We start from the raw sequence: 16851 nt of genomic DNA, 5'->3' as shown, positions 1-16851 counted from the left end.
ACGTTCCGCCCCGTGGCAGGCGACGACCCTGACGCGGGGCGGGCCGGGCCCGGCGGCCCGGCGCTCAGGCCGGTTCGGTGACGAAGTCGATCAGTCGTTCCATCGCGTTGATCAGCGGGGTCTCCACGTCGGCGAAGCTGTCGACCCGGGACAGGATGTGCCGCCACATGTCCGCCGGCTCGGCGACCCCGAGCGCGGCGCAGACGCCCTCCTTCCACGGCCGCCCCGGCGGCACCACGGGCCACGCCGGGATGCCCAGCGCCGCCGGCTTCACCGCCTGCCACACGTCGACGTACGGGTGCCCGGTGACCAGCACGTGCGGGGAGGTCACCTTCGCGACGATCCGGCTCTCCTTGGAGCCGGCGACCAGGTGGTCGACGAGCACGCCGAGGCGCCGGCCGGGGCCCGGGGCGAAGTCGCGCACCTCGGCGTCGAGCGCGTCGATGCCGTCCAGCGGCTGCACCACCACGCCCTCGATGCGCAGGTCGTCGCCCCAGATCCGCTCGACCAGGGCGGCGTCGTGGATGCCCTCCACCCAGATCCGGCTGGCCTTGGCGACCTGGGCGCGTACGCCGTCGACGGCGATCGAGCCGGAGGCGGTGCGGCGGCTGGCGGCCGGCACCGGGGCGCGGGTCGGCCGGCGCAGCGTCACGGGCCGCCCGTCGAGCAGGAACGCCGCCGGCAGCAGCGGGAAGTTGCGCCGGCGTCCGTGCCGGTCCTCCAGCACCACCGCGCCTGCCTCGAAGCCGACCACCGCCCCGCAGAAGCCGGAGTCGGCGTCCTCGACCACGAGGTCCGGCTCGGCGTCCACCTCGGGCGTGACCTTCCGCCGCCGCCAGTCCCCCGCCAGCACATCGTCCGCGTACCGCCCCATGCCGATCAAGCTAACCCCCCACCCCGCCCCCCGCACCCGACACGCCGCCCACCCCGCCCCTCCCCACCCCCCGCCGCGGCGATCATGCAGTTGTGGTGCCCCGCAAAAGGGGCAGAGATTGACGATCCGCCCGCCACAACTGCATGATCGACGGGGTGGGCGATGCATGATCGACGGGGCTGCGGACAGTCGGAGCGGCAGTCGAGACAGGGGCGGCGGTGACCACGTACCCTTTCGGCATGTCCACCCCCGCAGCGGGCGCGGCCACTCTCACACCGCGCCGGTCGAGCCGGTTCGTTGCCTGGGTACGCGCGTGGCGTGCCGGGCTGGTGCCCTTCGACGAGGTCGCCGACGCCATCGCCGGCGACGAGGAGCACCTGGTCGCCGACGCGCCCGGCACCTGGACCGACGTTCCCCTGCCCCAGGCGCTGCCCACCCTCGCGAAGCTCTCGCCCGACGAGATCCGGCTCGTGCTGCCCGCTCCCGGTGATCCGCGCGGGCTGCCCGGGCCGGGTGACTTCGCCGGCGCGGCGCTGGTCGCCGGTGAGGCGGTCGTCGCCGGAGGGCTCGGGCTGATCCCGCACGTGCGCACGCACACGTCCGGCTCCGGCGACACCTTCGAGACGGTGCTCTGGCGGGTCTACCCGCTGCCGGCCGACGCCCCGGCCGCCTCCCTCGCCCTGCCCGGCGCGGCCGAGGCCGAGGCCGAGCTGGCGGTGGCCCTGGCCGACACGACCGCCGCGCTGACCCGGTTGGACGTCGCCCAGTGGCGACCCGAGCTGGCCGGGGCGTTGGAGGCGCTGCGCCGGCCGGACGGCGGCACCGACCTGCCGCCCGGTTTCGACCCGCGCGCCCGGCGGCTCTTCGCCCGGGCCGCCGTGCTCGACCGGGTGCTCGCGCTGGCCGGGCACGCCGCGCCGGGCGGCGCGATCAACAACTACGAGGCCCAGCAGCGCGACGCCGCGCTGCGCCCGCTGACCACCGCCTGCCGGCAGGCACTGGTGGCCGCCTGCAACGCCCCGCTGCGGCCCTGAACGCCGGTCAGATCTCGTCGACCAGGTCGGCGACGGAGTCGACGATCCGCGACGGACGGTACGGGTAGCGCTCCGCCTCGGCGCGGCTGCTGATGCCGGTCAGCACCAGGATCGTCTCCAGCCCGGCCTCCAGCCCGCAGAGGATGTCGGTGTCCATCCGGTCGCCGATCATCGCGGTCGTCTCGGAGTGCGCGTTGATCGTGTTCAGCGCCGAGCGCATCATCATCGGATTGGGCTTGCCGACGAAGTACGGCTCGATCCCCGTCGCCTTGGAGATCATCGCGGCGACGGAGCCGGCGGCCGGCAGCGCGCCCTCCACCGACGGGCCGGTCACGTCGGGGTTGGTGCAGATGAACCGGGCCCCGTCGTTGATCAGCCGGACCGCCTTGGTGATCGCCTCGAAGCTGTAGGTGCGGGTCTCGCCCAGGACCACGTAGTCCGGGGCGAAGTCGGTCAGCACGTAGCCGACCGCGTGCAGCGCCGTGGTGAGCCCGGCCTCCCCGATCACGTACGCGGTGCCGCCCGGGCGCTGGTCGGCCAGGAACTGGGCGGTGGCCAGCGCGGAGGACCAGATCGCCTGCTCCGGCACGTCGAGGCCCATCCGGCTCAGCCGGGCGGTGAGGTCGCGGGGCGTGTAGATCGAGTTGTTGGTGAGCACCAGGAACGGCTTGCCGGAGGCGCGCAGCCGGGAGACGAACTCCGGTGCCCCGGGCACGGGCTGGCCCTCGTGCACCAGCACGCCGTCCATGTCGGTCAGCCAGCTCTCCACCGGCTTGCGGTCCTGCATCGTCACTCGTTCCAGGGGTGTCGGGCCGCCGGCGGGGCCGGCGCGGCGGTCAGGAGGCCGGGTTCCCGGCTTCCGGGGCGGCGGCGGGGCGGCGGGCCGGGACGCAGCACACCGTGGGGCAGGTGTCCCACATGGGCAGCTCGCCGAGGCGGCGGCGCAGGGCGACCCCGTCGGGCTCGGTCCGCTCCCGGATCAGCTCGCGGACCATCGCCACGAACCGGGGGTCGGTGCCGGGGGTGGCCGCCCGGACGAAGTCCAGCCCGAGCTGCCCGGCCGTCTGGCGCGCCTCGGTGTCCAGGTCCCACACCACCTCCAGGTGGTCGGAGACGAACCCGATCGGGCTCACCACCACGGCGGTGGTGCCGGCCTCGGCCAGCGTACGCAGGTGGTCGTTGACGTCCGGCTCCAGCCACGGCACCTGCGGCGGGCCGGAGCGGCTCTGCCAGACCAGGTCCCAGGGCAGGTCCGGGGCGGCCGCGGCGTGCACCAGCCGGGCGACCTCGGCGAGCTGCGCCTCGTACCGGCCGCCGTGCGGGCCGGCGTTGGCGGCCATCGAGTTCGGCACCGAGTGCGCGGTGAACACCAGCCGGGTGCCGCTCCGCTTCGCCGGATCGAGCCGGCCCAGCGCCGCCCGCACCGCGTCGGCGTGCGGCTCGACGAAGCCGGGGTGGTCCCAGAACTGGCGGAGCTTGTCGATCAACGGGGCGTCGGGGCCGACCGCAGCGCGGGCGGCGGCGATGTCCTCCTGGTACTGCCGGCAGGAGGAGTAGCCGCCGAAGGCGCTGGTCACGAACGCCAGGGCGTGGGTGACGCCGTCGTCGCGCATCTGCGCCACGGTGTCGGCGAGCATCGGGTCCCAGTTCCGGTTGCCCCAGTAGACGGGCAGGTCGACGCCGTTGGCGGCGAAGTCCTCCCGGACCGCCGCGAGCAGTTCCCGGCACTGCTGGTTGATCGGCGAGACGCCACCGAAGTGCTGGTAGTGCTCGGCAACCTCCGCCAGCCGCTCCGGCGGCACGCCCCGCCCCCGGGTCACGTTCTGCAGGAAGGGCATCACGTCCTCGGGCCGTTCCGGTCCGCCGAAGGACACCAGGACCACCGCGTCGTACGCCATGACCCCATTCTCCCCGGTGGCCGTGCCCGCCGGGCGGGCCCCCCTGATGCCGCCCGTCCGGCGATGGTGCGCGGCGGGCGGTCGGAGGGGCCCCCTCCCCTCAGGCGCCGATGGCGTGGTAACCGCCGTCGACGTGCACGATCTCGCCGGTGGTGGCCGGGAACCAGTCGGACAGCAGCGCCAGGCAGGCCCGCGCGGCCGGCTCCTGGTCGGTGAGGCTCCAACCCAGCGGCGCGCGATCGGCCCAGGCCTGTTCGAACTGGTCGAAGCCGGGGATCGACTTGGCGGCGATGGTGCGCAGCGGCCCGGCGGCGACCAGGTTGCTGCGGATGCCCTGCTTGCCCAGGTGCAGCGCCAGGTAGCGGGAGGCGGACTCCAGCCCGGCCTTGGCCACGCCCATCCAGTCGTAGACGGGCCACGCCTTCGTGGCGTCGAAGGTCAGGCCGACCACCGCGCCGCCGGCGGACATCAGCGGCAGCGCCGCCATGGCCAGGGACTTGTAGGAGTACGTGGAGACGTGCAGCGCGGTCGCCACGTCCTCCCACGGGGCGTCGAGGAAGCCGCCGCCGAGGCAGCTCTGCGGGGCGAAGCCGATGGAGTGCACCACCCCGTCGAGGCCGTCGACGTGCTCGCGCACGCGGTCGCCGAGCCCGGCGAGGTGGTCGGCGTCGGTCACGTCCAGCTCGATCACCGGGGCGGGCTCGGGCAGTCGCCTGGCGATCCGCTCCACCAGGGAGAGCCGGCCGTAGCCGGTGAGCACGACCTGCGCCCCGTTCTCCTGGGCGAGCTTCGCCACCGAGAAGGCGATCGAGGCGTCGGTGATGACGCCGGTGACCAGCAGCCGCTTACCGGCGAGCAGTCCGGACATGCAGGGATTCCTCCGTAGTTCTCAGTGACCGCTTGTCAGTGGCCGGTGCCGCTTGATCAGTGGCCCATGCCGAGGCCGCCGTCGACCGGGATGACGGCGCCGGAGACGTAGCCGGCGGCGTCGCCGGCCAGCCAGGTGACCACGCCCGCGATCTCGTCCGGCTGGGCGAACCGGTTGGCGGGGATGGCCTTGCGGTACTCGGTCCTGCGGTCCTCGGGCAGGCCCGCGGTCATGTCGGTCTCCACGTAGCCGGGCGCGACCACGTTGGCCGTGATGTTGCGGCTGCCCAGCTCGCGGGTGATCGAGCGGGCCACGCCCACCAGGCCGGCCTTGCTCGCCGCGTAGTTGACCTGGCCGGGGCTGCCGTAGAGGCCGACCACCGAGGAGATGAAGATCATCCGGCCCCACTTCGCGCGCAGCATCTTGCCCGAGGCGCGCTTGGCGCACCGGAACGCGCCCGTCAGGTTGGTGTCCAGCACGCGGGTGAACTGCTCCTCCGACATCCGCAGCAGCAGCGTGTCGTCGGTGATCCCGGCGTTGGCGACGAGCACCTCCACCGGCCCCAGCTCGGCCTCGACCGCGGTGAACGCCGCGTCGACCGACGCGGAGTCGGTCACGTCGCAGCGGACCCCGAACAGCCCCTCGGGCGCGTCGCCGCTGCGGTGGGTCACCGCCACCCGGTCGCCCTGCTTGGCGAAGGCCTGCGCGATGGCCAGGCCGATCCCCCGGTTGCCGCCGGTCACCAGGACGGTACGGGCCACGGTTCCCCCTGTAGTTCAGTGATCTCCCGGTCGGTCGGAGCCTAGGCGTTACCGGCAGGTAAGCGCTAACGGCGGGCACGTCCGGGCCGGCGCGGCGTCGCCCGGCACCGGCCCGCGCCCCGCCCCCGCCGTCCGGGTGACGGGCCCCTCGGACGAGGCCCGTCCGGCCGCTCGGCCGAGTGCGGCGACGGCGACCGGCGGGTGTACGATGATCCGCGTTTGCGGGCCGTACGGTCCGCTTCCGGGCCCCGCCGACCGCAGGAGGTGATCGCTGTGCGAGATAGCGATCCTCCCAGTCGTGGCCGGGCCGAACGTCAGCCCCGCTGAGCCACGACTCAGCAGGTGAGCTGACCCAGCTCCGCTCCCCGCCTCCGCCCGGTCACCGGCCCCGCGCCGGACGACCGCGCCGCGCCGCCCGTCGCCCGGGCGGTCGCCGGGAGCCGCCCGGTCACGACTTCGTGTGCGCGTCCTGATCCACCCCCTGCGGTCCGCCCCCGCACGCGCGGACCGTCCAGTCGCCACCCGGAGCCGTCCATGAGCCGCTACGTCGCCCCGCTGGGCTTCACCCTCGCCGCCGTCTGGGTGGCCGTCGTCTTCGTCCTGGCCGGCGGCGGCGCGCACTGACCGCCACCGGCCCCGCCTCGCGGGTCAGAGCATCCGCGAGGACCACAGCAGGTTGAGCGCGCCGGCGCAGAGCGCCAGCAGCAGGGCCACCCCCGCGTACCACTGGGTGACCTCGCGGGGTTCCGTGCGGAACCCGATCGAGCTGCCCATGTCCTGGTAGACCTGCTTCAGCTCGGTCACCGACGCCGCCTCGTAGAAGTAGCCCTCGGTGGCCTCGGCCAGGTCGGCCAGGGCCAGCCGGTCCACCGGCACCCGTTGCAGCTGACCGCCGATGTCCACCTGCCCCGAGTCGGTGCCGAATGCGATGGTGGAGACCGGCACGTTCGCCGCCTGCGCGGCCGCGGCCGCCTCCTCCACCGACCGGCCCGAGGTGCGGTACCCGTCGGAGAGCAGCACGATGCGGGCCGGCGGGATCCCCGCCGCGCCGTCCGCCGGCACCGACCGGATCGCCTCCAGGCAGGTGAAGACCGCCTCCCCCGTCGCCGTCGCCTCCGCCAGCACCAGCCCGTCGATCGCGCTGGTCACCGCGTCGCGGTCCTTGCCCGGCGGCACCAGCACGTTCGCCGACTTGGCGAACGAGACCAGCCCCAGGTTGTAGCTCTCCGGCAGCTCGCCGACGAACTGCTTGGCCGCCTCCTGCGCCGCCTCCAACCGGTTCGGCGCCACGTCGTCGGCCTGCATGGACAGCGACACGTCGATGGCGAGCATCACGGTGGCCCGCTCCAGCGGCTCCCGGGTGTCGACCGACGGCCGGGCCAGCGCGGTCGCCAGCACCAGCAGGCAGAGCAGGAACGCCGTGGCGGGCACGTGCCGCCGCCAGCCCAGCCCCTTCGGCGCCAGGGTGCGCAGCAGGTCCACGTTGGTGAACCGCATCGCGTACGCCCGGCGGTGCAGCTGCCGCCAGACGTAGAGCGCGGCGAGGGCGAGCACCGGCAGCACGGCCAGCAGCCACCACGGTTGCAGAAAGCGGATCATCGTGTCGTCCCCCTGGTGCGCGCGTGCCGCTGCGCGGCCACGAAACGCACCATGTCGAGCAGCCAGTCTCGGTCCGTACGCAGTCGCAGGTGGGCCGCACCCGCGCCGCGCAGCGCCGCGGAGATCTCCGCCCGCTGGGCGGCCGCCGCCTCGGCGTAGCGGTGGCGCAGCCGCGGGTCGGCGGTCTGCACCTCGTGCAGCTCGCCGGTCTCCGGGTCGACCACCGGCAGCACCCCGACGTCGGGCAGCTCCAGCTCCCGGGGATCGACCACCTCGATCGCCACCACGTCGTGCCGGACGCGCAGCTTACGCAGCGGCCGGGCCCACCGGTCCGGCGGGGCGAGGAAGTCGGAGATGACCACCGCCACGCCGCGCCGCCGGGGCGGCCGGTTGAGCATGTCGACAAGCGTGCCCAGGTCGCTGCGCCCGGGGCGGATCTCGGTGCCGGCGATCGCCCGCAGCAGCGCGTGGGCCTCCTTGCGCCCGGAGCGCGCGGGCAGCCGGGTGTAGACGTCCGGCCCGGCGACCGGCGGCGCGGCGCGCCACCGGCGGGCCGGCGCGTCCGCGCCGCCGCCGCTGCCGATCACCGCGCCGATCCGGTTGCCGCCCCGGACGGTCAGGTGGGCCAGCGCCGCCGCGGCGGCCACCACGACGTCGCGCTTGAGCCACCGGCCGGTGCCGAAGTCCAGGCTCGCCGAGAGGTCCACCGCCAGCCACGTCTCCAGTTCCCGGTCGGCCACCGTACGCCGCACGTGCGGCATCGTCGTGCGGGCGGTGACCGGCCAGTCCATCCGGCGTACGTCGTCGCCGGGGCGGTACTCCCGGGACTCCCCCGCCTCGCTGCCCGGCCCGGGCAGCAGGCCGGCGTAGTCGCCCTGGAGCAGGCCGTCGAGTTTGCGGGTGACCATCAGTTGCAGCCGCGACAGGACGGCTTCGGTGCGGTCCGAGGGGACGTCGGCAGGCCGACGGGCGGGTGAGGTCACGGGCGCTGCCCGGGCCAACCGGCGCCCGGTGGCGCGGTGGTCGGCGTGGGGCTGGCCTGCTGCCTGGGCGCGACCGAGGGCAGCGGGATGGTGGACATCACCCGGTGCACCACGTGGTCGGCGGGCACGTCGTCGGCGAGCGCGTCGTAGCTGAGCACGAGCCGGTGGCGCAGGATGTCCGGCGCGATGTCCTGCACGTCCTGCGGCAGGGCGTAGTCCCGGCCGCGCAGCAGCGCCAGCGCGCGGGTGGCCCGGACCAGGCCGAGCGAGGCGCGCGGGCTGGCCCCGTACTGGATGAGCTGGGCGACGTCCGGCATCCCGTGCTCCGCCGGGGCGCGGGTGGCCAACACCAGCCGGACCGCGTAGTCGACCAGGGCGTTGTGCACGAAGACCTGGTCCGCCTTGCGTTGCAGGGCGATCAGGTCGGGGGTGGTGAAGACCGGCGCCGGCTGCGGCGGGGCGACCCCCATCCGGTAGACGATCTCCCGCTCCTCGGCGTCGGTCGGGTAGCCGACGACGATCTTCATGAGGAAGCGGTCCCGCTGGGCCTCGGGCAGCGGGTAGACCCCTTCCTGCTCGATCGGGTTCTGCGTCGCCATCACCAGGAACGGGTCGGGCACCCGGTGGGTCTCGCCGCCGATGGAGACCTGCCGCTCGCTCATCACCTCCAGCAGCGCCGACTGCACCTTGGCCGGCGCCCGGTTGATCTCGTCGGCGAGCAGGAAGTTGACGAACACCGGGCCCAGCTCGACGTCGAACTTCTCGCTCGACTGCCGGTAGATGCGGGTGCCCATGATGTCGGCGGGCACCAGGTCGGGGGTGAACTGCACCCGGGCGAAGGAGCCGCCGACCACCCTCGCGAGGGTCTCCACCGCGAGGGTCTTCGCCACCCCCGGCACGCCCTCCAGCAGGCAGTGGCCCCGCGCGAGCAGCGCGACGAACATCCGCTCCACCATCCGGTCCTGCCCGACGATCACCCGTTTGATCTCGAACAGCGCCCGCTCGAGCAGGGTCGCGTCCTCGGCCGGCGTGGTCACCGGCTCGGGTGTCTCCGGGCCCGTCCCGTTCGGCGTCGGGGCGTCGGGCGTGGTCGGCTGGGCCACCGGTCCTCCACAGCATGATCGGTTGTCGCGCGGCGTGGTGCGTATCAAGACTCGCATGCCCGGCTGAGTGCCGAGGTGGGGAGAAGCCGATTCTCGCCGCCCCGTCCCCGATGCCGTGTCCCGGGCCCGCCACGCCGTCGCGCGGTACGGAATCGCCGCTCACGGGTGGACAGGGACGGGCCCGGCGCGTGTACCATTCACCCGTCGCCGGGCGGCTCCCCCCGTGGCCGCCCGGCGCTCAAACCTCCGGTGCCGCCGCCCTAGACTGGCCGGGATGAGCAGCCCCCTCCCCGCCGACGAGCCGCTGGTCTGCTCGTCCCGCGGCTGTCGTGCCCCCGCCCACTGGGCGCTCAGGTGGAACAATCCCCGGCTGCACGACCCCGACCGGCGCAAGACCTGGCTCGCGTGCACCGCGCACCGCGCCACCCTCGGTGACTTCCTCGACGCCCGTGGCTTTCTCCGGGAGGTCGTACCGGCGCCCGGATCGCCTACGCTCGAAGGGTGAGCGCGCACAACGGATGTCCCCGGTGAGCGGTGACGGGTCCGCCGGCCCGCCGCCGGCGCCACCCCTTCCGCCGGCGGGCCCCCTGGAGCCGTGGCCGGACACCGTCCGCTGGCAGTCGATCTCGGCCGACCTGATCTGGGTGGAGCTGATCCGCCTGGCGATGGTGCTGGTCGTCCTCGCCCTCGGGCTGGGCGTCGGCTGGGCGGTCAGCGGCAGCGGGTACCTCGGCGCGGCACTCGGCGCGGTGCTGCTCTTCGGCGTCCTGCGGGCCGTGACGATCGTCCGCGCCGTACGGGCCTGGGGCTACGCGGAGCGGGAGGACGACCTGCTGGTCCGGCACGGGCTGCTGGTCCGGCGGCTGTCCATCGTGCCGTACTCACGGATGCAGTTCGTCGACGTCAGCGCGGGGCCGCTGGAGCGCGCGTTCAAGCTCGCCACCGTGCAGTTGCACACGGCCGCGGCGGCGAGCGACGCCCGGGTGCCCGGGCTGCGCCCGGCGGAGGCGTCCCGGCTGCGCGACCGGCTCACCGCGCTGGGCGAGGACCGGGCGGAGGGCCTGTGAACGACCCGGCCGCCCGGGGCACGGACCGCCCCGGGCCGACGCCGGCGGAACCCGGCGCCCCACCGGAGCCGGCCGGGCACGTCGCGGCGGCGGGGCCTGCCGGGCCGGTGGGGGGCGCCGAGCCGCGGCAGCGGCTGCATCCGCTCAGCCCCGCCCTGCACGGCGCCAAGTCCCTGGTCGTGGTGATCGCCGGGCTGTCGTGGTCGACGCTGTCACGGGTCGGCTTCGGCTGGTTCGCCCTCATGGCGGTGGTGCTGGCCCTGGGCGCCACGGTGCTGGCCGTGGTGAGCTGGTACTACACCGGCTACCACGTGGTGGGCCGCGAGCTGCGGGTGTACGAGGGGCTCCTCTGGCGGCGTACCCGGGCGATCCCGCTGGAGCGGCTCCAGGCCGTCGAGGTGGTCCGCCCGCTGCTCGCCCAGCTCACCGGCCTGGCCGAGCTGCGGCTGGAGGTGGTGGGTGGGGGCAAGACGGAGGCGCCGCTGGCCTACCTGAGCGTCGCCGAGGCGACCGCGCTGCGCCAGCGCCTGCTCGCGATCGCCGGGCGGGTCGCGGCCGAGACGAGCGCGCCGCCGCCCGGGGTGACCGCGGGTCCGCCGGGCACGCCGGCGCCGCCGCCCGGCCGGCCGCTGCACGCCGTGGGCAACAACGACCTGCTGGTCAGCCAGCTGCTGACCCCGCAGGCGTTTCTGATCCCGTTCGGCGTGGTGTTCGTGGTGGCGCAGTTCCTCTCCGAGGACTCCTGGTCGTTCATCGCGGTGGCGAGCACCCTCACCGCCATGGCCGGGGTACTGCTGCAACCGGTACGGCGGGTGCTCGACGACTGGAATTTCCGGCTGGCCCGGGACGAGGGCACGCTGCGGATCCGCAACGGGCTGCTGGAGACCCGCGCGCAGACCGTGCCGCTGGACCGGGTGCAGGCCGTCGGGGTGACCTGGCCGCTGCTGTGGCGGGTCAAGGGCTGGCTGCGGCTGCGCCTGGAGGTGGCCGGCTACTCCGCCGGCGAGGCCGACGAGCGCAACCGGCCGGACCGCCTGCTCCCCGTCGGTGACCTGGCGACCGGCGAGGCGATCGTGGCCGAGGTGCTGCCCGGGGTGCGGCTGGCCGCGCTGCCGCTGAGCCCGCCACCGACGCGGGCCCGCTGGCTCAACCCGTTGAGCCGGGGCGTGCTCGGCGCCGGGCTCGACGCCCGGGTCTTCGCCGTCCGCTCCGGCCTGCTCACCCGGCAGTTGGCGCTCGTGCCGTACGCCCGGATCCAGAGCGTGCGGGTCGTGCAGGGGCCGGCGCAGCGGCGGCTGCGGCTGGCCACGGTGCACGCCGACACCGCCGGCGGCGCCGGCGCGGCCGCCCGGGACCGGGATGTCACCGAGGCGTGGGCCCTGGCGGCGGAGCTGACGGCCCGCGCGCACGCCGCCCGCCGGGCGGGCTGACCCCGCCCGGCCCGGTCAGCGGGTCGCCGTCACCGGCGGCGGCTCGGCCGACGCCGGCGGATCGGTCGGCGCGGCGTCGGACTCCTCCGCCGGGGCCCGGCGGGCCCGGCGGGCCGCCCACCAGCGCTCGGCCAGGCCGACCGCGAGGAAGGTCATCCCGACGTACGCCCAGCCGACCAGCACGTCGATGACGTAGTGCTCGCCCGAGTAGACCAGGGTGAACGTCATCGCCAGCGGGTACGCCAGCAGCAGCGGCCACCAGCGGCGGCGGGTCTGCCGCAGGAAGAACAGCACCACGAAGAGCGCGAACGCGGTGTGCAGCGAGGGCATCGCGGCCACCGGGTTGGAGGCGATCTGCCCGGCGTTGAGCAGGTTGCCTGCGCCGTGCATGCCGAACGCCTTCCACCCACGCGTGGAGATCCGGGCGACCTCCTCCAGCAGCCCGTTCTGCGCCGCCCACCAGGGCGGGGCGGCCGGGTAGAGGAAGTAGGTGATCAGGCCGGTGGCGCAGAGGAAGCCCCAGCGGCGCATGAAGGCCGCCCACCGCCCCCGGTCCCGCAGCCAGAGCACCGCCGCGGCGGCCAGCGCCACCACGAAGTGGGAGAAGTAGACCCAGCTGACGGCGACGTCCCACCAGTGCACCTCGGGCCGGTAGAGGTGCTCCTGGAGCCAGGTCGTCGGCACCTGCCCGCCCGTCGCCCAGCCGAACATCACCCGGTCGGCGACGATCAGCTCGTACGCGTGCGGGGTGGCGCCGTTGTCGGCGAAGCCCCGGGACAGGTTGTAGACGGCCAGCAGCAGCACCACCGGCACCCAGTCCCGCGCGAAGCGCAGGTGGCTGCGCCACGGCCGGCTGCTGTTCCAGGCGACCGTCGCCGCCCAGATCCACAGGAACGCGTACGCCGGGTCGGTCGGCAGGCCGATGCCGAGCCAGCCGGCGACGAAGGCGACCCCCCACACCGTCATCGCGACCACACGGCGACGCCCGCCGTCGGGCGAGGCGGGCGGCTCGGTCCGGGCGGGGGGCTGGGGGTCGGTCGCGACAGACATCGCGGTCAAGGTTAACGGCGCGGACGGCATCGACCGACGCCGACCACCGGTCCCTCGCGGGCCGCCCGCCGCCCGGTGCCGTCTCGTCTAGGCTTTGACCATGCAGGAGCAGCCGGAGTCCGCGCTGACCCCGGGCCTGACCGCCCGGGTGGAGCTGACCGTCACCGACACCGACACCGCCGAGGCGGTCGGCTCGGGGGACGTGCCCGTCCTGGGCACGCCCCGCGTGCTCGCCCTCGCCGAGGCGGCCACGGTGGCGGCCACCGCCGCCCGGATGCCCGGCGGGTCGACCACCGTCGGCACCCGGGTCGAGCTCGACCACCGGGCCGCCACCCCCGTGGGGCGCACGGTGGTGGCGCAGGCGCGGCTGACCGCGGTCGACGGGCGGCGGCTGCACTTCGAGGTGAGCGTCAGCGACGGCGACGAGACGGTCGCCGAGGGCCGGGTGGAGCGGGTGCTGGTCGACCGGCAGCGCTTCGTGGAACGCGCCGCGCGGTCGTCGTGACCGCCCGCTTCGTGGCGGTCGCCGACGGGGTGCACGTGCTGCGCGAGCCGTTGCTGCACGTCAACGTCACCCTCGTCGTCGGCGACGGGGCCGCGCTGCTGGTCGACACGCTCTCCACCGCCGGGCAGGCCGCCGCGCTGGCCGACGCGGCCAGGGCGGTCACCACCGCCCCGTGGACGGTGGTCAACACCCACCACCACTTCGACCACTGCTTCGGCAACGCCACCCTCGCCGCCGACCCGCCCCGCCCGGTCTACGCGCACGAGATCGCCGCCGAGGCGATGCGCGAGCCGGACCGACTGCTCCGGGAGGCGTACGAGGAGCTGCGCGACGAGCATCCCGCGCTGGCCGGGGAGGTGGCCGGGACCACGCTGCTGGCGCCGACGCACACCGTGCACGGGGAGACCGTGCTCGACGTGGGCGGCCGGCGGGTGGTGCTGCGCCATCCCGGCCGGGGGCACACCGCCGGTGACCTGGTGGTGCACGTGCCGGACGCCGACGTGCTGGTCGCCGGGGACCTGGTGGAGCAGAGCGGCCCGCCCGCCTTCGAGGAGTCGTACCCGCTGCAGTGGCCCGACACGGTGGCGGAGCTGCTGCGGATGACAACCCCGGCCACCGTGGTGGTGCCGGGGCACGGGGACCCGGTGGACGCCGGGTTCGTCCGCGCCCAGCACGCCCAGCTCGTCGAGCTGGCCTGGCTCATCCGCGCCGGGCACACCGGCGGCGCACCACCCGAGCGCGTCGCCGCCGAGGCGCCCTTCGGCGCCCGTCCCGCCCTGTACGCCGCCCGCCGCGGCTACGCCGAACTCGACGGCACCGCCTGACGCGCGTGATCGCGGCGGGGGCGGGTCAGCGGGCGAAGCGGGCGAGGACCTCGGCGCGGGTGGGCATGGCGGTCGCGCCGCCCGGCGACTCGCAGACCAGGCCGGCGACCCGCAGCGCGAACGCCACCCGCCCGGGCCAGGCCGCCGGGTCGGTGGGCTCGCCGTCGACCAGCAGGTCCGCGATGAGCGCGCCCATCACCGAGTCGCCGGCGCCGGTGGCGTCCACCGCGTCGACCTTCGGCGCGGGTACGCGTACCGGATCGGCACCGGCGGCGGCGAGCACCGCGCCGGCGGCGCCGAGGGTGACCACCACGGTGCCGGCGCCGAGTTCCCGCAGGTACGCCGCCACGCCCTCCTCTGGTTCGCCGGGGTAGAGCAGCTTCGCGTCGGCGGCGCTCAGCTTGACGAGGTGGGCGCCGGCGGCGAACTCGGCCACCACCTCGCGCAGCCCGGCCAGGGCGGCCGGCCCGTCGAGCAGCCGGGGGCGGACGTTCGGGTCGAAGACCCGCAGCCCGGAGGCGAGCCCCCAGGCCCGGCGCGCGGCGGCCAGCACCGGTGGCTGGAGCAGCACGATCGACCCGCAGTAGACGACGCCGGCGCCCCCGACCAGCTCGGCGTCGAGGTCGTCGGGGCCGAGCAGGCCGTAGGAGGGCGGCTCGCCGTAGAACCGGAAGTCGGGCTCGGGACCGGCGAAGGTGGCCACCGCCAGCGCGGTCGGCGCGGGGACGGTGACCGCCCCGGCCAGGCCGACGCCCGCGCCGGTCAGGAAGTCGCGGATCCGCCCGGCCAGGAGGTCGTCGCCGAGCGACCCGACGAACTGCACCGCGCCGCCGAGCCGGGCGACGGCAACCGCCACGTTCAGCGGCCCGCCCCCGACGGCCTGCCGGTAGACCGGCTCGCCGTCGCGCTCGGTGTCGAGCAGGTCGACCAGTGCCTCGCCGAGCACCACCGCGTATCCCATTCCGGTCCTCCGTCCACGGCGCGCGCCGACCGATCTTGTCGCACCAGGCTGGCACAGTACGGGCCGTGACGAGCGCTGAAGCCACCGTATTGGCCTACTGGGCGGCGTGCGAGGCGCGGGACTGGGCGGCCTTCGGCCGGCTGCTCGCCGACGACGTCGTCTACCACCTGCCGCAGACCCGCGAGCGGATCACCGGCCGCTCCGCGGTGGTGCGGTTCAACCGGGAGTACCCCGACGGCTGGCACCTCACGGTGACCCGGGCGGTCGGCGCGGGCCGGCACGCCGCCACCTGGATCACCTGCGCCCACGAGGGCGCGCGGCTCGCGGCCACCAGCTTCTTCGACCTCGACGAGGCCGGTCTGGTCCGCGAGGTCACCGAGTTCTGGCCCGAGCCCTACGAGCCGCCGGCCGGCCGCGAGCACCTCGCCGAGCGTTACTGACACATCGAGCAACGACTATTGCGCACCGTCGTCGTCCGTGGTGGGATGGCGCTTGCCGGGCGGTGCGGGGGCTGCCGCGCCGCCGGCGCCGGGTTCACATCCACGCGAGGGCACCGGCCCGCCAGTCGGGCCGCCGACGGCGCACGTACGCCGGCCATCCGCGCCGGGCACGTCCGCCGCGACCGTCTTACCCGCGTCGCAGCGGGGCGGCCGGAGCTGCCCCCGCGCGTTGCCCGTGGGACGCCCGCGTCCCGCGAGTGAGGAGAACCCGTGTCCCACCGATCGCGTACGGCCGCGTTGCTCACCGCGGCCGCGACCCTTCTCGCGGGTGCCGTCGTCCTGACGGCGGGGCCTGACCCCGCCGCCGCGCACGGCACCCCGATGGCCCCCGGCAGCCGCACCTACCTCTGCTGGAAGGACGGCCTCACCAGCACCGGCGAGATCAAGCCGAACAACCCCGCCTGCTCCGCCGCCGTGGCCCAGAGCGGGGCCAACTCGCTCTACAACTGGTTCAGCGTGCTGCGCTCCGACGCCGGCGGCCGGACCGTCGGCTTCATCCCGGACGGCAAGCTGTGCAGCGGCGGCAACCCGGGCTTCGCCGGCTACGACCTGGCCCGCACCGACTGGCCGCTGACCCACCTGACGGCCGGGGCCCGGATGGATTTCCGCTACAGCAACTGGGCCCACCACCCGGGCACGTTCTACTTCTACGTCACGAAGGACAGTTGGAGCCCGGACCGCCCGCTGGCCTGGAGCGACCTGGAGGAGCCGTTCCTGACGGTGACCAACCCGCCGCAGCGCGGCTCGAGCGGCACCAACGACGGGCACTACTACTTCAGCGGCAACCTGCCCACCAACAAGAGCGGGCGGCACCTCATCTACTCGCGCTGGGTGCGCTCCGACAGCCAGGAGAACTTCTTCGGCTGCTCGGACGTCACCTTCGACGGCGGCAACGGCGAGGTCACCGGCGTCGGCCCGGGCGGCACGCCGCCGCCCAACCCGACCACTCCCCCGCCGAACCCCACCACGCCCCCGCCCAACCCGACGACCCCGCCGCCGAACCCGACCACGCCGCCGCCGCACAGCGGTGACTGCATGCCGGTCTTCAAGGTGGTCGGCACCTGGTCGGGCGGCTTCCAGGGCGAGGTCATGATCATGAATCACAGCGCGTCGACCTGGTCGGGGTGGACGGCCAACTGGACGTGGCCCAGCGGGCAGACCATCAACAGCCTGTGGAGCGGCACGCTGAGCGGATCCGGCTCCTCGGTCACCGTGACCAACGCGCCGTACAACGGCACGATAGCCCCGGAGGGCACCACGACCTTCGGCTTCGTCGCCACCACCAACGGCACCAACACCCTGCCCACGGTCACCTGCTCCGGCCGCTGACACGCTGCCCACCCGGCCCCCGGCCCCCTGAAATGATCAAGAGGTTTGCGTCTTCCGGGAACGCT

At 74.9% G+C, this 16851-nt stretch carries 18 protein-coding genes; 8 read left to right on the top strand and 10 right to left on the bottom strand.

The window, feature by feature from the left end; translation table 11 throughout:
• Nucleotides 1-64: 64 nt before the first annotated feature.
• Nucleotides 65-874: a DUF3097 domain-containing protein gene (locus tag DER29_RS28700; protein ID WP_121400754.1), complete on the bottom strand. Its 810-nt coding sequence runs from the start codon at nucleotides 872-874 to the stop codon at nucleotides 65-67.
• A gap of 239 nt (nucleotides 875-1113) precedes the next feature.
• Here DER29_RS28700 and DER29_RS28695 point away from each other — a divergent pair, with 239 nt between their 5' ends.
• The gene (locus DER29_RS28695; protein ID WP_121400753.1) at nucleotides 1114-1908 is read left to right on the top strand and encodes a hypothetical protein; all 795 of its coding nucleotides are present in this window, start codon (nucleotides 1114-1116) and stop codon (nucleotides 1906-1908) included.
• Nucleotides 1909-1915: 7 nt separating this feature from the next.
• Here the strand turns inward: DER29_RS28695 and DER29_RS28690 are convergent, their stop codons facing one another.
• From DER29_RS28690 to DER29_RS28660, 7 genes are all read right to left on the bottom strand, one after another.
• Nucleotides 1916-2695 (bottom strand): HAD-IIA family hydrolase, encoded by a 780-nt coding sequence (locus tag DER29_RS28690; RefSeq protein ID WP_121400752.1) that lies wholly within the window; start codon nucleotides 2693-2695, stop codon nucleotides 1916-1918.
• A 49-nt stretch (nucleotides 2696-2744) separates the two neighbouring features.
• Nucleotides 2745-3806, bottom strand: coding sequence for a ferrochelatase (locus tag DER29_RS28685; protein WP_121400751.1), 1062 nt, complete (start codon nucleotides 3804-3806; stop codon nucleotides 2745-2747).
• 100 nt (nucleotides 3807-3906) lie between these two features.
• Nucleotides 3907-4674: an enoyl-ACP reductase FabI gene (fabI, locus tag DER29_RS28680; RefSeq protein WP_121400750.1), complete on the bottom strand. Its 768-nt coding sequence runs from the start codon at nucleotides 4672-4674 to the stop codon at nucleotides 3907-3909.
• 56 nt (nucleotides 4675-4730) lie between these two features.
• Complete coding sequence (fabG, locus tag DER29_RS28675) at nucleotides 4731-5435, bottom strand: 3-oxoacyl-ACP reductase FabG (protein ID WP_121400749.1); 705 nt, start codon at nucleotides 5433-5435, stop codon at nucleotides 4731-4733.
• 648 nt (nucleotides 5436-6083) lie between these two features.
• Nucleotides 6084-7034 (bottom strand): VWA domain-containing protein, encoded by a 951-nt coding sequence (locus tag DER29_RS28670; protein ID WP_121400748.1) that lies wholly within the window; start codon nucleotides 7032-7034, stop codon nucleotides 6084-6086.
• On the bottom strand, nucleotides 7031-8035 hold the full coding sequence (locus DER29_RS28665) for a DUF58 domain-containing protein (RefSeq protein WP_121400747.1): 1005 nt from the start codon (nucleotides 8033-8035) through the stop codon (nucleotides 7031-7033). Before DER29_RS28665 ends, DER29_RS28670 begins: the two co-directional genes overlap by 4 nt.
• A complete protein-coding gene (locus DER29_RS28660; RefSeq protein WP_121400746.1) occupies nucleotides 8014-9120 on the bottom strand; it encodes a MoxR family ATPase in 1107 nt (368 codons plus the stop codon). The genes DER29_RS28665 and DER29_RS28660 overlap by 22 nt, the downstream gene beginning before the upstream one ends.
• A gap of 274 nt (nucleotides 9121-9394) precedes the next feature.
• Here DER29_RS28660 and DER29_RS28655 point away from each other — a divergent pair, with 274 nt between their 5' ends.
• From DER29_RS28655 to DER29_RS28645, 3 genes are read left to right on the top strand one after another with little or no spacing between them, the layout of a single operon-like run.
• Nucleotides 9395-9625 carry a hypothetical protein gene (locus tag DER29_RS28655; protein WP_121400745.1) on the top strand — a complete coding sequence of 77 codons (231 nt, stop codon included), beginning with the start codon at nucleotides 9395-9397 and terminating at the stop codon, nucleotides 9623-9625.
• A gap of 22 nt (nucleotides 9626-9647) precedes the next feature.
• On the top strand, nucleotides 9648-10187 hold the full coding sequence (locus DER29_RS28650) for a PH domain-containing protein (RefSeq protein WP_121400936.1): 540 nt from the start codon (nucleotides 9648-9650) through the stop codon (nucleotides 10185-10187).
• Complete coding sequence (locus DER29_RS28645) at nucleotides 10184-11617, top strand: PH domain-containing protein (RefSeq protein WP_121400744.1); 1434 nt, start codon at nucleotides 10184-10186, stop codon at nucleotides 11615-11617. Before DER29_RS28650 ends, DER29_RS28645 begins: the two co-directional genes overlap by 4 nt.
• Nucleotides 11618-11632: 15 nt before the next feature.
• Here DER29_RS28645 and DER29_RS28640 read toward each other — a convergent pair whose 3' ends face one another.
• On the bottom strand, nucleotides 11633-12667 hold the full coding sequence (locus DER29_RS28640; RefSeq protein WP_121400743.1) for a phosphatase PAP2 family protein: 1035 nt from the start codon (nucleotides 12665-12667) through the stop codon (nucleotides 11633-11635).
• 94 nt (nucleotides 12668-12761) lie between these two features.
• Between DER29_RS28640 and DER29_RS28635 the strand changes: the two genes are divergently transcribed.
• Both DER29_RS28635 and DER29_RS28630 read left to right on the top strand, forming a co-directional pair.
• On the top strand, nucleotides 12762-13172 hold the full coding sequence (locus DER29_RS28635) for a thioesterase family protein (RefSeq protein ID WP_370040727.1): 411 nt from the start codon (nucleotides 12762-12764) through the stop codon (nucleotides 13170-13172).
• On the top strand, nucleotides 13169-13996 hold the full coding sequence (locus tag DER29_RS28630) for an MBL fold metallo-hydrolase (RefSeq protein WP_121400741.1): 828 nt from the start codon (nucleotides 13169-13171) through the stop codon (nucleotides 13994-13996). Before DER29_RS28635 ends, DER29_RS28630 begins: the two co-directional genes overlap by 4 nt.
• 25 nt (nucleotides 13997-14021) lie before the next feature.
• Here DER29_RS28630 and DER29_RS28625 read toward each other — a convergent pair whose 3' ends face one another.
• Nucleotides 14022-14957 (bottom strand): PfkB family carbohydrate kinase, encoded by a 936-nt coding sequence (locus DER29_RS28625; RefSeq protein WP_121400740.1) that lies wholly within the window; start codon nucleotides 14955-14957, stop codon nucleotides 14022-14024.
• Nucleotides 14958-15022: 65 nt separating this feature from the next.
• On the opposite strand from DER29_RS28625, the gene DER29_RS28620 reads away from it, so the two are divergent.
• Nucleotides 15023-15397, top strand: coding sequence for a nuclear transport factor 2 family protein (locus DER29_RS28620; RefSeq protein ID WP_121400739.1), 375 nt, complete (start codon nucleotides 15023-15025; stop codon nucleotides 15395-15397).
• 270 nt (nucleotides 15398-15667) lie between these two features.
• Nucleotides 15668-16786, top strand: a complete 1119-nt coding sequence (locus DER29_RS28615; RefSeq protein ID WP_121400738.1) for a lytic polysaccharide monooxygenase — start codon at nucleotides 15668-15670, stop codon at nucleotides 16784-16786.
• Nucleotides 16787-16851: the final 65 nt, after the last annotated feature.

This window comes from Micromonospora sp. M71_S20 (assembly GCF_003664255.1).
GTDB lineage: Bacteria > Actinomycetota > Actinomycetes > Mycobacteriales > Micromonosporaceae > Micromonospora.
Note: the sequence above shows the minus strand (reverse complement) of the source record. Positions and strands in the feature narration are given on the sequence as shown.

Coding starts and splice junctions, on each gene's coding strand:
- DER29_RS28685 (WP_121400751.1), bottom strand. CDS start 3,806: ATGGCGTACGACGCGGTGGTCCTGGTGTCCTTCGGCGGACCGGAACGG.
- DER29_RS28670 (WP_121400748.1), bottom strand. CDS start 7,034: ATGATCCGCTTTCTGCAACCGTGGTGGCTGCTGGCCGTGCTGCCGGTG.
- DER29_RS28640 (WP_121400743.1), bottom strand. CDS start 12,667: ATGTCTGTCGCGACCGACCCCCAGCCCCCCGCCCGGACCGAGCCGCCC.
- fabI (WP_121400750.1), bottom strand. CDS start 4,674: ATGTCCGGACTGCTCGCCGGTAAGCGGCTGCTGGTCACCGGCGTCATC.
- DER29_RS28700 (WP_121400754.1), bottom strand. CDS start 874: ATGGGGCGGTACGCGGACGATGTGCTGGCGGGGGACTGGCGGCGGCGG.
- DER29_RS28655 (WP_121400745.1), top strand. CDS start 9,395: ATGAGCAGCCCCCTCCCCGCCGACGAGCCGCTGGTCTGCTCGTCCCGC.
- DER29_RS28690 (WP_121400752.1), bottom strand. CDS start 2,695: ATGCAGGACCGCAAGCCGGTGGAGAGCTGGCTGACCGACATGGACGGC.
- DER29_RS28695 (WP_121400753.1), top strand. CDS start 1,114: ATGTCCACCCCCGCAGCGGGCGCGGCCACTCTCACACCGCGCCGGTCG.
- DER29_RS28625 (WP_121400740.1), bottom strand. CDS start 14,957: ATGGGATACGCGGTGGTGCTCGGCGAGGCACTGGTCGACCTGCTCGAC.